The sequence below is a fragment of the Paenibacillus sp. RRE4 genome, from assembly GCF_031844205.1.
In the GTDB taxonomy this organism is placed as follows: Bacteria; Bacillota; Bacilli; order Paenibacillales; family Paenibacillaceae; genus Paenibacillus; species Paenibacillus xylanexedens_B.
Genome location: NZ_JAUZUT010000001.1, coordinates 108101 through 123329, shown reverse-complemented (window position 1 = coordinate 123329; position 15229 = coordinate 108101). Strand labels below are relative to the sequence as shown.

Genomic DNA, 15229 nt, shown 5'->3' with positions numbered 1-15229 from the left:
GATGCCTTGTGCTTTACTGCTGGTCTGCAATGACAAAATCTTCTCGCTTACGCTCAATGTAATCTGCAATCTCACTAATCGATTCCTGGTACCAACGATTGATCCGTTGCAGAGTCGCTGTCGCGTTATAAGCAATCGGAGTAAAAGACTGACTTTCGCTTGTGGAAATATGCGTCTGAAACATCTGAATCGAAGCTTGCGCATCGCTTGAAAACCCAGTTAGACTCATTCTCATTTCACGAGCAGACTGTGCCAACTCTTCCGGTGTTAATTGTATCTTTCCTCCGCCTAGTCCCCCTTGGTTGCCAGCAATAGCAGATATCAAAGTGCCGACTGCTCCTGAGGTGATCTTAGAGAAGGCCGCAAGAGCCTCTTGGTGGGCAGTCCATCTTGGAGAGATATCCAGTGTAGCACCTGTTTTCCGATCAATTAATGGACCAATCAAGTTCCCTCTCTCATCAAAACGATATTGTTTCATGGAGTGGTACCCTTTCCCCTCATCCTTGGAAAAGGAATCCATGAGTCTGACAATGTTGCCCATTTGTAGTTTATCCAGATCAAAACCGAGTTTTAAATCATGCACCAGCATCGGTGATCCAGCCCCCAGAGGTTGAAACGGGATTTTCAGCTGTAATTGGAATTTCCAGTTTTGATACATCGCGTTGGCCGTCTCGAAATCCTGCCCTTTATATACGGTAACACCGACATGTCTGTCATATTCACTTAATCCGCCCGCACCTACAGAGTCATTGGGATGAACGACATTAAGTATTTTGTTATCGAAGTGGCCTTCATTGACTTTAGCAATACTGGCATCATCCAGCAGATTCATCACACTTGGGGCACTGTAGGTCATCCCGGATACATCATTCCGAGCTGCAACATATTGAGCCAAGCCACCACCAAGAGAATGACCTGTTACCGTAATATCGGAGTCAGGATATGCCTTCTGTACCACCTCATATAGTTCCTCGGCTTGGTGAAACTGGTTGTTCTCCCAAGACATTTTATCCATAAGAAGTTTGAAGGGACTATTTTTAAAAATGTTATGGCGTCCCGGGTCAGTTACTGCATCTTCGAGTCTTCTAGTTCTGCCACCTAAAACATCGAAGGCATCTGTTTCCCAATCCGCAGCCATATCAGTCACGTTACCTCCTGGTTCTGTTCCACGATAACCTATAATTACTTGATTCGTTTTTGGATTCTCAAGTACAACTGCATCAAATCCTGAATACTTTCTATGCAATTCTGCACCAACAGGTTCGACTGTAGTCCAATCTTTATATTCATCCTTATCTAAAATATTACTTCTTCCAGCAGGGACATTCGTATAAGCAAGTTCTGATATTTTCATATATAATTCGTCCGGCTTGTAAGAATTCAATCCAATCACCCTTTTCTCAATTTAGAAGAAGTTGTATAATGCACAATATCTAACGACAACATTAGGAATATGAGGTGAAATATTGAAAAAGTCGTTTTTTCTTTTTCTAATACTAGGCACGGTTGCACTTACTTTATTAGGTTGTATGTCCAGCGAAAAAAAGGAGATTATCCAAAAGGCCGAGGAAGTAAGCTTGGCTTATTTCAAAGAAACCTACGGCATTGACGTTGTGTTTACAGATCACAAGTTCATCCCCGCGGATCTATCTCATACGGTTTCACTGACAGGGTATGTACAAGGACACAAAGATCAGGAAATTTTTGCAATGGTTGATTATGATACGTATACGGTAAAAACCGGGTCAGTACCTGATGAGATCAAATCTGCCAAATAGAATATAATGTCTACCAGCTTTCACCCTGCGTAAGAGCCTGATACTCCATCAGGCTCTTTTTGGTATAAACGTATAGGATTGAAGCTATCCTGCATTTTCCAAAGAAGTAGAATCATTATAGATCATCTAATACATATCGTGTATAACAACGCCTATAAATGAGTAAAAGGTCATTATACACATCCTAATCTAAACCTAGTTTATTTGGTTTATTCATAGGACGTTGTTACCAGAACATTAACATCATATTGCATCTTTACACGTACTCTATCAATACTTCTTCATCGACCACATCTTGCGCTTCACTCCACCCAAAGGGATGCCCAGATAAATAAGCAGAAAAATACAACGGGAGCCAGCGCTCCAGCGGCAATCCAGATCCATAACTTAACTGGCCTAGCGTCCCTCCCATACTGCTTTAGCCCATTCAAACGTGCATTGCGCCAGTTGGCGGACTTTAACTGACGAATCATTCGCCGCATCGCTTGCTCTCGTTCTTTCCCTTGCGGTATGCCTTGCAATGCACGACGAAGCTCCTCATATAAACGAGTCTCTTCCTGACTTGTTTCTTCTATATGTAGATTACTCATCTTCTAACCTCCCCAAATCATGATCCCTATACCTACTCAACAAACGAACCCAGCCTAAAGTTTGGTCCATTCCATGAAGAAGACAAGTGAATGACACTAAATCCAACATTAAAAAAAGAAAAAAGCCCAAGTGTTCCTGGGCTTGTTAACTTCTTCTCAGGCATATTGAAATTTTAGCAAATCCAAGTTAATTCACATTTGGTTCTACCATCTCTTGCGCGGATGATCTCCAAAATGATGACCGTTAATATCACCCAGACTTTCAATGGTATCTTTATAGATCTTAATGAGAGACTGAACCTTGCGAAAATCAGGATCTTCAGGTCCGATTCCCTCCATAAACATTCTCTGAATGATCTGTTGAAAAAAGTCCACCCTTGCACCCAGCTGCTGTTTCTCTAGTTCAAGCACCTCTTCAAAACTATGATTCTCTATGTAATCCATTAACTCATCGTTCTGTGATGACCGATCATCCCACCGATGATCCCTCTCGAACTCTTCCGAATCATCTGGTTGAAGATTAACCGTGGTTCGCAGACGCGATAATACGATTTTTTCTTTGGCAAGCATCACATGAAAATCCTTGTTTTGTAACAGATCCGAAACGATCAGGCGACACATCTCCCGATTCTCAATCAGAATGCCATCAAACGGATGCAACTTCCATTCTCCATTGGAACAGAACAGATTAAAGTTAAAAAACTGACTACCATACTTGTATTGAATGTTAATTTTGGCCTCATCAATGATTTCGAAAGTAAACTCCAGCATGTTAGGCGGCTCCTTCTTCGACTTCCAAAGTTTACCTTCATCTTATCAAAGACTTCCCGGAAAATACAGCATATTAACGGTCATTTAATTCCGCAACAGACTCTGCCTTTTCACTGCTTGCTACGACGATCAGAACACCCACGATACCGGCAATAATGAGAGATAACATGTCCTGCCTGCCCCCTTCACGATGAAGATGTACATGTTCACAGTGTATGCAACAAACTTCAATCTATGCCCAGTATCGCCCGCTAGAGATTCGAATAAACCTGTGCCAATTTCGGACTTGAGAGTTTCTTCTCTTCGATGCAACTACAGAAAAGCAAAAAGAGACGCCACGGCGCCTCCTTCTGACAAACTATGATAAATACATAAGCTAACTTACTAGCAGCCAGGCACCGAACTAATCCAGATAAGAGCTTAACGCGTTCGCATCCGGTTGATTTTTAGCCTGGATACTGCCAGCTTTGGGAGACTCCAGACCTAACCGTTCACTCATGCCTGCATTAAGCGCAGTCATCTTGGCTGTATAATCATTGCAACTTTCGATAATACGGCGGTTCGACTGCTCCGAGAGATCCAGAGCAGACATCAAATCTCCAATAGCCTGATTAACCGATTCCATCGACATCGCCGGTTTGGCTAACAGATCATTTGTCTTTTCGGTCGTGGTGCGTAGCAATCTTGCATTCTCCTTGAACTGTTCCTCAATCGTTCTATTGGTAGCTTCCACAGCCGAAATGACCTTTTCCTGATCATTCAACGCCATCGCAATCATGGCCGATACCGTGATCAGATTTGCCGTTTTATCAATCGCATTGTTTACGGAATCGATCAGTTTATCGTTGTTATCATTAATAATATCGGTAGCTGCAATGGCCTGATTGTAGAGCATAATCATCTCGGTCATGGATTGCGTACGCGTAACGACCTTTCGCAATCCACGTTCCAGGTGAGCCTTGCGGTTCTCATTTTCCGGCTTGGCAATCTCTGCCTCGAATAGTTCCTTCAACTGATTACCAAAAGCAATTTTGGTTTGCAAGTTATAGATTTCCTGAATCGAAGAGCGTTTTAATTGACGCATGCTTACAATGCTCTCTTCCAGATTGTCCTTACCATCTCTCAACCCATTAATGATACTATCAATGTTGGTTCTGACAGATTGGTAGCGATAGACATAGTTTTTCAGAGGGCTTTTGCGCAGTAATCGTCCTACAAAACTCACATTTTTGCTCTGTTGCAAGCTTTCACACTCATCACGTAGCTTCAAGATCATCGTTGACACTTCTGCCCGGTTACCAGACATCAGATCATTGACAGGTCGGTCCAGCATTTTTAGCGTTTGGCCCGCTTTTTCTTGCGTTTTGACACCCAGTTTGCCGATATCGTCCATTAACAGATCCAGCTGGACAACATCCGTCTGTGACACCTTCTGGATTAATTGGCTTGCTTCCTGGTTAATTCGCTGCTGATCATCCTGCTTCAGTTGAATATATTCCGTTGCCATCTCTGACCATCCCTCCTATAATTCGGAGCTACTATACCTCTGATGAATAAGCTCCGCTTTATTCTGAAGCTCCATTAAATCCTTATGTTCAATGGTAGATACAATCTCTGAAACTTTGGAATCTACATCCTTCAAACCATTTAACAACATCCGGCGATTATTACGCTTCGCTTCTCCACTCAAACGCAGGAAGGGATTAATAAATCCATTGAGATCTTTCAAAATCAATCTGCGCATCGTATGGTTAATATCACCATTGTTTAACTCTTTCAGTGCCGGAATGACTCGTTGTAATCTGGCAAACAAAGCTAACGACTTCTCTACAATTTCATTGTCCAGTTCATTCTTTTGCCCTTCGGAGATCACCATATCCTCGAGCACCTCAAGATACTCAATGACCGGCCCAAAAACAGGGTCCATATCCGTGTGTTTATGCTTTGAACTGACTTCGGAAGCGCTGGTCGTCTCTGCTTGTCCGGTTGTTGGATGAATTCGCTGATTAGACGAACGCTCAACACGTTCAACTGTCCCCTGCTCACTGGATGCATTATTCAACGCCGAAGGTTCAGGGTATCGATTTGAATCCAATGTCTTCACTACGGGCTCATGCGGCCTGGATGGAATCAAGGCACCGACCATTGTCGCCACAGCCGGGATGGCCCAGGTTACAAATTCAGGGACAAAAAAGCTGCTTACAGCGGCGAGTCCATACCCGATCAGTGCACCTAATCCGATTTTTGTTTTGCGTAACATCTGCTTTCCTCCTGCCTGTAACAACACTATCGTATACAATGAACAAATGAAGATTACACTTGATCACTTCGCTGCGGTGTACCTCTCAAGATCATCTATATAATCGTATTGTAAAAAAATCAGTCAGAAGGTGTCAATCTTTGGCAACGGTTCTTTAATGGTTCCTAACCTTCTGCTCATCCATAATGAGTGGCTGCTCCACATGACTACCCAATATATCATACTGTGGGTGTAGTGGCCCCACCTCATAACCTAAAGCTAGCTTTACAGCCAGATAAGGGAAATTGATTCCTGAAAGACAAGACACATGTAGCCCTCCGGACATCCTTGGATTAATCTCTAGCAGTTTGGGCGTTTCATTCTGATACTTCATCTGAATATTAAAGTTATATGGAATGCGATATGCGCTAGCCACCTCACTCGCGATGTTCAACAGGTCTGCATTTTCCTCAAGTTTTCTTAAACGCCCGCCTGCTTTGCGGCGAGGCACAGCTACCAGCAGATTCCCTTCGCTGTCAGCCAGACAATCGATACTGTACTCATATCCCTGAAGTCTCTCCATAACCATAAGATTCGGAAAAGATTCTACAGAGGAAAACGCTCGAAATGCGTCTTCAAATGATATACGATTCTGCGTATGTCCAGACAGTTCTTCCAGCGGATTACGACTATTATCAATCACCCTGAAGCCCATACCGCCCTCACCGTTACAAGGCTTGAAGCATACTTCATGTCCTGCGCTAGTGAGTGCTTCATAAGCATGTTTGAATTGAGAGGCATTGCTGACCGTAAAGTAATCTGGAATGCTCATGATTCCAAGTTCACGAACAGATTCGTAGAAGTGATCCTTCTCCATTAACTGTTCCATTAATTCTGTATCTCTGCAAACCAAGACCTTGGTTCCAACCTCCTCAAAGAGGTGTATATTCCGGCTGATATCCAGCATGTGGAGACGTGGGATAAATAGATCAATCCGATGTCTGCGGCAAAAATCAACACAGAAATCGATATACTCTTTTCCCGTCACCTTCGGCTCCAGCTCTGCATGATCACATGCCTGAAGCGCCATGTTATTCGGATCAGAATGTGTGCCATAGATTTCGAACTGCATCCCGTCTTCGTTGTTTCGAATCATATTCATATAGTGATATGCCACCGAAAACCAGCGATTAAAATATATACGAGTCTTGGTCATGAGACAACATCTCCTATCGCAGCGTGGTGTATAGAGCGAACATAGTTTAATATCTCGTCAGCGGCAAAAATACCGGATTGTTCGGTGAACTGGTAGTGAACTGCATCAGGATTCCGCTGTTTCTCGCGGTATAACTCTCCATGGCGTGGAGCAATCGCATAATCTGCATAATCGAGCAGACAACGATCCAGTAAAGAATCACCGGATGCAACAACGGGTACATCGCCGATCTGATGGCGAATATGTTCTACCGCAGCTCGTTTATTCACCGCCGAAGGAACCAGATATAACTTGCGTCCTTGAACGGAAGCCTCCCAGCCGAGGGATTCCACAAGCTTGATCTTTTCTGTAACCTCTTCTACCGGCATGCGATCACGATGGATGACAAAAGCAAAAAACAACTCATCACATAGTCGCTCTCCTACAACCCATTCCTTGTTCAGTACACCGTCAAATATCTGGCGCACCTCAGCAGCCGTTGCTGCATGCTCTTGAAGCTTGGAACGAACATATTCGTTCCAAGAGGGATCAACCTTGCCATTCATCAGAATGTTGCCACCATTGCTAGTTATCGCATAGGACGGAATAACCTCTTGCTGAAAGATCTGTATCCGCTGATACTGCGCCACTGTCCGTGTCGTTACAGGAATAAACAGGATATCCTTGGGGAGTGTCATCAGTTGATTCAACGTCTCGGCTGACATAAAGGCAGACAACTCACCACGGATCCATTCTGCAGGAACCAACCCGGGCGCATCCTCGGCAACGCCCATAGAACGGCGAGAATAGACCAGTGTCTGATCCAAATCACTTGCGTAGATCATTCGCCGCCCCCCTTTACAGATCGAATAATGCCACAACATGAATAACTTAGCCCAGGGAATACCTCAACGGGAACTCCACGATCTTGAGCAAGTAACATGATATGCTTCAGGTTCGGATTGTTCGGACGGTCAATCAGTATTTTCCAAGGCACACGGCGCAGCAGTACCCGCGTCGTCTCTCCAATTCCTGGTTTGATCAGATTTACATCCTGGATATCAAACGCCTGTTGAATGGATTGAATATCCTTCATTCCCTGCCATGTGACTTCCGGAGGATCGGCTAGTGCATCCTTTGCTTGAAGCGAGGCCTCCGTTTCAACTTTGGTAAAATATTCTGAAATCTTGTCTACATACATCGTCGACAGATCAGAAGAAGTCCACTCCTTGTACCATTTGGCTCCATGGAAGTCATTCGGTCCAATAAGATCATCCCGTAGCACAGTCCGACTCATCAAGCCCGATACGGTCGAGTTGAGACAGGCACTTGGAATCAAATAATCTTCTCGGGTGCCATAGGTATCTGAGCAATGACCGGGGTCAGCGAGTACGGCCAGATTATCATTCAACCGAATGCCATAACGTTGATCCAGGCTGTCGCAGGCATCGACCAGCACCTTGCGGATGGCACCTTTGCCTGTCCATCCGTCGATGAATTGGATTGGCATATCTACCCCATGCTGTTGCCAAATATATAGAATGGCATTCTCATCTATTCCTTTGCCACGGATAATCGAAATGCTGTAATGAGGCAAGTCCACATTATATTTCATGGAAATATAACGTTTCACCAGAATGCCAATGGGCGTTCCTGCACGAGCCAGCGAGACAAGAACGGTGTTCAATCCCCGCTTGCGTACAATAATCTCCGCTACCGTTGCGGCAGCTCTGGCTACTTTTTCAGCGGATTGTGCTAATGTCTCGTGAAATAGCTCAATATATTCATCCGAAGGGTGGTACTCCACAGGCAACATCTCTGAATAATGCACGCCCGACTGAATTGCATGTTCACGCTCTCCGGTCTCTTTTTCTAATGAAATATTACTTAGATCCTTCAACAAAAATATAACATCGGACGGGTCATAACTCCCCATGGGTTCAGGAGGTTTAATCTGCTTCTTGATTATGCTTTCCATTGCAGGTAAGTTCATCGCTTGTCTTCTCAGCCTTCCTGTGGAGCACCGCAGTACACCACATGTATTTGCTTACATCCGAGTTGTAACAACACATCAAGCATAGGCCGCATGCGTTCCTCCGGCATATGTCTTTCCATCAAAACAAAGATCTCATCATATTGCCCAGGCAATATATTGTAAATATAATTTCGGACAGCCGGATCTTCTGGAGAAGCATATCCTTCACCTGAAACAACAGCATATCCCGGGCGATTCACCGTATAGATCGGACTTCGAGTCGTAGACTGATATAGAACGCCGTCGCCCATTTCAGCCGCAATCCGCATCGGGATATGCATAAACTCCCCCGTTCCCATGACAAGGGTTCGTTGTCCTTTTCTTTTTTCACGTAAGATGGATGCGATCCTTGAGATGCCTTCATTCAGTATTGAATTGAGGCCGGAATGAATGCCGAATCGTCCCGAATATTTCAGGTAGGGCAGTGAACAGCGATTCCCTTCGGAATCTGCGGACACCATAGCCCAAGGCTCCAGTTCCCCTGCTACAGATATAACACTTATCAGAGATGTGGATTCAGGGATTTTCTTTTCCCCAGAGATATCAATGGTTGGCTCACCCGTGACCTGAATTTTTCCTTTTAACAAAGAGAGAGCGGTGATGGTTATTCCGAGCTCATCTTCTAATGAAGAAAATTTTTGCTCATCTGCATCCGTACGCCAATCCAGTAATGACGCAATATAATAATGTTTACGCGGATAATTACGCTGAATATCCCGAATGATGTTTAACGTGGTGTTGCCTGTTGTAATCTCATCATCCACGAGGACTAACGGCCCACCCTCGGCAAGGGCGGAAGAGTCCATTGCATAACAGCGATGAGACATCGCATGGGAATGCTCCTCCTCGAACTGGATATCCGGCTCAATCTCGGGAAGGTATTCTCTCGTAGAATGAATGTACGTTGCACGGTTAGCAAATAGCTCGTACATGCTGTGTCCCAAAGCTGTGGCCGTCTCGGCAAAACCAACAAAGCGAACCTCTTCAGGCAAACTCATCTGCACACCCATTAGATACTCATAAGCCTCACGGGCCTGCTCCGGATCGATTAGTCCACGGACCATTTGTTGCTTCCACTCTATAATACGCTTGTCTTCTCCGTGCGTTACATCCTCATACAATAGAACGGCCAGAGCAGCTCCGCTTAGGAGTGAAGTATATGGATTAACAGCAATATGCTTGCCCAGCAGCTTGCTGACAAAGAGAAAAGATCTCTTTTTATTCAGGCGTGCCGCCATAGAGAACAGATTTTCCAATGGGATTGCAAGCGGATTATGTGTAGCTTCAACAGAGACTTCAAACTGATCAAGAATAGGAAACGTAAGTCTGTTCGTGTTTGGGCAGGAGCCCGACAAAATGCTGCTGTTCATGTAACACCCCATATATTTGTGATCGGATCAAGATTCGTTTAGCCCAGCTTAAATGCGGTTTAATTTCGTTCATTTTATTGGTATACGTGCTTTTAAAAACACCCAGGCTCCCATCATTTCGAGCGATAATCCCCTGTGCATCCATGAATTCCTCATGCGTAACCACATACATCGCCTGAACAGGCTTGATCTGTGTCGGATGGATGATCGTTTTACCTACGATGCCGTTCTCCTTATCCATCATCACTTCACGCATAAGCCCGTCCATGGAGTTCGTAATATATTTCATTCTGAGGTTCCGACCTGTCTTGCCCAGGGATTCCTCGAATGGCGTCTGTCTTAATTGGGGTTTGAATACACGTTCACGCTGGCTAAAATACTCCCAGACCGGCCCGGATATCACATATCCCTGATCTGCACGCCCGAATAAATTGACAATATCAGCTATGCAATCACGTATCGTTGCAATGTCGTAAATCGTAAGCTCCGGGCTTCTTCTCAGTCCGAACAGGCTTGAGAAATCTGTAGCTCCAATTCGGATATTCAGCACGTATGGTGCATATTCATCCACAATCTGTTTCAGGTCAATTAATGTCTGCCAACGTGTCTCACGGTAAATGACCTCCGCCGTCTCCAAAATGGGCATCGCATATAAGAGTGGATGTGAGCGATCTTTCTGCTGATTATACTGGTGAACAAGCTGCAAATAAGCGCGTCCATTCTCACAGCTAAACTTCGGCAGTACAACACCTGTTAATAACGAGATTCGTTCTCCCAACATTTCGATAAGGTGTTCCAACTGTTTAGGGGATCTCATCCGGATGAATAATAAAGGCATGTCATTGGTGTTTAATTTCCCTGCCTCCATGTAATCCGCGATATGTCCAAGTTGCTGAGACAAACATTGTTCCGCAAATTCGACTTGCTCGTCGCCTACCGCATCTTCCAGATCAATAACGATGGTTGTAAGTCCTTCATGTTTACGTTGTAAAATATCGTCCGCGATATGCGGACGTGTGGCCGGCATGTACAAAGCAGCCCCAACAGCGTATGCCAGTATTTCTTTGGAGGTCCGGTGACTAAACGATATGGGCGAAGAAAAAAATAAAGCTTCTTCTTCCTCTGCATTCAAAAAACTAAAATATTTCAGGTTATTCTCCTCCTTGCACTTCTGACTTGAAGTCAGTCTGCATCATAAAATGAATGCTGTCGGGGTATAAAAACCAATCCCTCCAAGGTGCGGAGGGATTGGTAGTAGATGTGGCGATTTTTAAAACTAAGCCTGGCCTTGATTTTCTTTTTTCTTTCTTGCGGAACTTATCAGCATAGCTCCAACAAAGACAACAATCAGTAATGAGAAGAAGAGTACGTTAGGGATATGGAAGCCAAAAGCACTCAACATCATTTTTACAGAAATGATCGCAATAAGAATAAATGCCGCTTTTTCCAATTCAGGAAATTTGTCAATGAGTTTGAGGAACACTTGTGCAACTCCACGCATCATGAGTACCCCGATAATACCTCCGAGGAACAACACCCAAATCTGCTCACTGATACCAAATGCAGCAATAACACTATCGATACTGAAGGCAATGTCCATCAGTTCGACCATAAGTACGGTTTTCCAGAACGAGTATTGCTTTCCTTCCTGATTCTCCTCTTCCTGAGGCTTGAATAGTCCCTTGTAAGCAATGTAGAGAAGGTACAACGCCCCGAGGACCTTGACCAAGGTAATCTTGACAAGGAATGTTCCGAGCCCAATGGCAATAAACCTGAAAATATACGCACCTAAAATACCATAGAACAATGCTCGTTTCTGTTGCTCCTTAGGCAAGTGCTTAACCATTACGGCAAGTACCAGCGCGTTATCTGCGGACAAAAGCCCTTCCAGCAAGATCAAACTGCCGATAATTCCCCAACTTACGGGGTCGGAGAGTGTGGCTACGATTTCGGTCCAAGAGAAAAAATGACCGTAATTCTCACTAATACTTCTAAAGAAATCACTAAACATGAACAGAGAGCCTCCGCTAACTCAAATTGTTATTTACTGCCGGCAGTCCAGCGCATGCCCCATCCATGGGCTTCATCCAGAGCGCGGTGTCCATTATAGAACTGAACAATCCTCTCAATACTAAATGTTTCATCATCCACGTTGCTGAACATAGCGATTCCGCACATCCCTAAGGAACTTCCATATTCATTCATGCGCACGATAATATCCGGGCCGTCTTTCTGGTTAATGGTAACGACGCCATCCGCCTGTGACCAATTCGTAACCCCTTCATAAATGTAGGTGAATACGAGGAGTCGTTTGATTTCGGAAATCCGTGCACCGTTAATACGCAGATTCTCTCCCGTCTTCACGGAACCTGTCCGGTCATCGCCATCCAAAGCAATATAAGGATATCGATTCAAAGAACCAAACGATTCACCTAACGCCTGGATTACCCCTTTGCTGCCATCCTTCATTTCGAAAAGGCAACCCAGATCCAGATCCACGCTTTTGTTTCGCCCGAACAATCCCTTGCTCGTCTGTTGATTCCAGTTCAGATTAATTAGAATCTCACCAAGTCCACCTGCATTTTTCTTCAGGTTGATGGTATCGCCCTTTTTCTTCAGCTCAATCTTGCTCAGGTTCAACTCGATCTTGGGTTGAGGCGTCGGGGGTGGAACTGGTGGAGCAGGAGGTTTAGGTGTAGGCGGCTGAGGCACCGGAGGGACAGGCTGTGAAGAGGATGTGTCGTTCTCCACACTCACGCCAAAGTTACTGCATAATGCATTCAGTCCACCGGAAAAACCAGCACCTACAGCGTTAAATTTCCATTCTCCGTTATGTCGATATAATTCACCAATAACGATCGCCGTTTCCACAGTAAAGCCGCTATTCAAATCATAACGAAGTGCTTCCGGTCCGCCATTCGTATGACCAAAACGAATATAGGTGTTCTGAACCTGGCTAAAACTCTGGTTTTTGGACTCTCCTTCATAGATCGTCAGACTGAACGCAATCTTTTCAATACGGGCAGGAATTAGGCTCAGATCGAGTTCAAACTGCTTTTTATCTGATTGTTGCGGTGTATCCTTGTAGGTAATAAAACCGCCTGTTGGCTGGTTATAGAAGATAAAGTCTTTATCACCCGATACCTTTCCGCTAGCACCAAGAAGAAAAGCTGATGTGTCTAGATCAAGCGCAGGAGAAGAATCCCAGCCAATGCCCACCGTCAGCCGGGTCAGCCCGGGATTCGTTTTAGTGAGGTCCGTTTTTTGCCCTTTGACGACTGTTACAGCCATAACAGATTCACCTATCCTTCTCTTATTTCGCGTCTAGTCCATAATTCTGGCATAACGCGGCGAGACCGCCTGCAAAACCACTGCCGATCGCCTGGAACTTCCAATCTGCGCCGGAACGATAAAATTCACAGAAAACAACAGCCGTCTCGGTAGAGAAGTCTTCGCCCAGGTCATAACGTAAAACTTCACGGTCACTAGAAGCATCTACAACCCGAACAAAAGCGTTGGATACCTGACCAAAATTTTGTGCGCGTGCTTCATAATCGTAGATCGTTACTGTAATACCGATTCTCGTGATGTTTGCGGGAACCTTGCTGAAATCCACGATGATCTGCTCATCATCCCCGTCTCCCTCACCCGTACGGTTATCTCCTGTGTGAGTCAGTGATCCTGCGCCGCCTGTTGGATTGTTATAAAAGACAAAATCATCTGTTCCTTTGGCTTTGCCATCCTCATGAAGCAGGAAAGCGGAAGCATCCAGGTCGAAATCGACTCCGCCACTATATTTGTTGGTATCCCATCCCAGGCCCACCACAACTTTAGTCAGACCAGGGTTTGTTTTCGTAAGGTCAATCCGCTGTCCTTTAGCCAAGCTAATCGTCATCTATTCGTCCGCCCTTCTTTTCAGCAAAAGATTTTAAAAGATCTTATTGTAATGAAAAGGAAAACCGTCAGATCGACGGCTTTCCGGTATTGCTATACATTCACAAGTTGATTAACAATTCTATTGCAAGCCATAATCCCGAGTCAGTCCAACCAGACCGTCTTGGTAACCACTACCGATTGCGCTGAATTTCCACTCACCGCTATGACGGTACAACTCTCCAACGACAACACCTGTCTCGATAGAGAAATCTTCGCCCAAGTCAAAACGGATCAATTCTTCGGAATTTGCTTCGTTTACAATACGCACGTAAGCGCGTGATACTTGTCCAAAGTTCTGGCTGCGCTCCTGCGCTTCATAGATCGTAATGGTAAATGCAATTTTCTCAACATCAGCCGGAACGTTAGGCAGGTCGATTTTCACTTGCTCATCATCGCCGTCCCCTTCTCCAGTGCGGTTGTCACCTGTGTGCACGACAGAACCGTTCTCATTTTGAGGATTGTTGAAGAAAATAAAGTTTTTCTCCCCGTTTACTTTACCGTCAGCGTTAGCACAGAATACGGAGACATCGAGGTCGAAATCTTTACCGCCATCATATTTGTTTGTATCCCAGCCCAAACCTACAGTGATTTTAGCCAGTCCCGGGTTCGTTTTTGTTAAATCAATCTTTTGACCTTTAGACAAATTAATAGCCATTCAAGATTCATCTCCGCTCACTATAATTTTAGTTGCTGCATTTATTTCAGGTAATCCTATTTTTACGTATAACGACGAGCAAGCTCATCGATATGTACAGCATGAGCACCTTCCCCAATAGCTGAGAATTTCCATTCGCCGCCATGTCGGTACAGTTCACCACAGATGAGGGCTGTCATACCCGCATAGCTATCGGAGAGGTTAAAACGAACCAATTCTTGCGAATTGCTACCATCCAGAATACGAATATAAGCACGTTCAATCATTCCAAAATCCTGTTTACGATTAACACAATCATATATGTTCACGACGATCAGAATTTTATGAACATCAGCAGGTACGACGGAGAGGTTAATTTTGATTTGCTCATCGTCCCCTTCACCTTCGCCCGTCAAATTATCTCCGGAATGAACGACAGATCTACATAAACTCGTTTTATTATGAAAACAAACCAGATTTGTTTCTTTGGTTAACTTTCCATTTTCACCTAATAGCAAAGCTGAAGCATCACAATCGATATTGGCTTGTTTTTTTCTTCCGAAAAACCCCTTTGAAGCTACAGGGTCCCAACCCAAACCGGCGATCACATGGGTTAATCCAGCTTTACCTTTGGTTAAATCAATTTTCTGTCCCTTTACCAAGCTAATACCGGCCACTAAT

At 44.6% G+C, this 15229-nt stretch carries 16 protein-coding genes; 1 reads left to right on the top strand and 15 read right to left on the bottom strand.

Going from position 1 to position 15229, the window contains the following annotated elements:
- Positions 1–13: 13 nt before the first annotated feature.
- Positions 14–1354 carry a lipase family protein gene (locus tag Q9R46_RS00565; RefSeq protein WP_311278551.1) on the bottom strand — a complete coding sequence of 447 codons (1341 nt, stop codon included), beginning with the start codon at positions 1352–1354 and terminating at the stop codon, positions 14–16.
- Between the two features lie 112 nt (positions 1355–1466).
- Between Q9R46_RS00565 and Q9R46_RS00560 the strand changes: the two genes are divergently transcribed.
- Positions 1467–1778 (top strand): DUF1433 domain-containing protein, encoded by a 312-nt coding sequence (locus Q9R46_RS00560; RefSeq protein ID WP_311278550.1) that lies wholly within the window; start codon positions 1467–1469, stop codon positions 1776–1778.
- A gap of 302 nt (positions 1779–2080) precedes the next feature.
- Here the strand turns inward: Q9R46_RS00560 and Q9R46_RS00555 are convergent, their stop codons facing one another.
- The 14 genes from Q9R46_RS00555 to Q9R46_RS00490 all read right to left on the bottom strand — a co-directional run bounded on the left by Q9R46_RS00555 (position 2081) and on the right by Q9R46_RS00490 (position 15225).
- Positions 2081–2368, bottom strand: coding sequence for a hypothetical protein (locus Q9R46_RS00555; protein WP_311278549.1), 288 nt, complete (start codon positions 2366–2368; stop codon positions 2081–2083).
- A 204-nt stretch (positions 2369–2572) separates the two neighbouring features.
- Positions 2573–3139: a hypothetical protein gene (locus Q9R46_RS00550; protein ID WP_145333057.1), complete on the bottom strand. Its 567-nt coding sequence runs from the start codon at positions 3137–3139 to the stop codon at positions 2573–2575.
- Positions 3140–3542: 403 nt separating this feature from the next.
- Positions 3543–4646, bottom strand: coding sequence for a toxic anion resistance protein (locus tag Q9R46_RS00545; RefSeq protein ID WP_311278548.1), 1104 nt, complete (start codon positions 4644–4646; stop codon positions 3543–3545).
- A 15-nt stretch (positions 4647–4661) separates the two neighbouring features.
- On the bottom strand, positions 4662–5399 hold the full coding sequence (locus tag Q9R46_RS00540) for a hypothetical protein (RefSeq protein WP_311278547.1): 738 nt from the start codon (positions 5397–5399) through the stop codon (positions 4662–4664).
- A 154-nt stretch (positions 5400–5553) separates the two neighbouring features.
- On the bottom strand, positions 5554–6594 hold the full coding sequence (locus tag Q9R46_RS00535; protein ID WP_311278546.1) for an ATP-grasp domain-containing protein: 1041 nt from the start codon (positions 6592–6594) through the stop codon (positions 5554–5556).
- Entirely contained in the window at positions 6591–7418 is an 828-nt protein-coding gene (locus Q9R46_RS00530; RefSeq protein ID WP_311278545.1) for an HAD family hydrolase, read from the bottom strand. Before Q9R46_RS00530 ends, Q9R46_RS00535 begins: the two co-directional genes overlap by 4 nt.
- Positions 7415–8566, bottom strand: a complete 1152-nt coding sequence (locus tag Q9R46_RS00525) for a cysteine protease StiP family protein (RefSeq protein ID WP_311278544.1) — start codon at positions 8564–8566, stop codon at positions 7415–7417. The genes Q9R46_RS00530 and Q9R46_RS00525 overlap by 4 nt, the downstream gene beginning before the upstream one ends.
- 11 nt (positions 8567–8577) lie before the next feature.
- Positions 8578–9978 (bottom strand): phosphoribosyltransferase family protein, encoded by a 1401-nt coding sequence (locus Q9R46_RS00520; RefSeq protein WP_311278543.1) that lies wholly within the window; start codon positions 9976–9978, stop codon positions 8578–8580.
- Positions 9914–11068, bottom strand: coding sequence for an HpcH/HpaI aldolase/citrate lyase family protein (locus Q9R46_RS00515; RefSeq protein ID WP_311280910.1), 1155 nt, complete (start codon positions 11066–11068; stop codon positions 9914–9916). The genes Q9R46_RS00520 and Q9R46_RS00515 overlap by 65 nt, the downstream gene beginning before the upstream one ends.
- A 186-nt stretch (positions 11069–11254) precedes the next feature.
- On the bottom strand, positions 11255–11989 hold the full coding sequence (locus Q9R46_RS00510; protein WP_145333050.1) for a TerC family protein: 735 nt from the start codon (positions 11987–11989) through the stop codon (positions 11255–11257).
- Positions 11990–12018: 29 nt separating this feature from the next.
- Complete coding sequence (locus tag Q9R46_RS00505; RefSeq protein ID WP_311278542.1) at positions 12019–13269, bottom strand: TerD family protein; 1251 nt, start codon at positions 13267–13269, stop codon at positions 12019–12021.
- 22 nt (positions 13270–13291) lie between these two features.
- Positions 13292–13873 carry a TerD family protein gene (locus tag Q9R46_RS00500; protein ID WP_145333048.1) on the bottom strand — a complete coding sequence of 194 codons (582 nt, stop codon included), beginning with the start codon at positions 13871–13873 and terminating at the stop codon, positions 13292–13294.
- Positions 13874–13993: 120 nt separating this feature from the next.
- A complete protein-coding gene (locus Q9R46_RS00495) occupies positions 13994–14569 on the bottom strand; it encodes a TerD family protein (protein WP_090917591.1) in 576 nt (191 codons plus the stop codon).
- 62 nt (positions 14570–14631) lie between these two features.
- On the bottom strand, positions 14632–15225 hold the full coding sequence (locus tag Q9R46_RS00490) for a TerD family protein (protein ID WP_145333047.1): 594 nt from the start codon (positions 15223–15225) through the stop codon (positions 14632–14634).
- Positions 15226–15229: the final 4 nt, after the last annotated feature.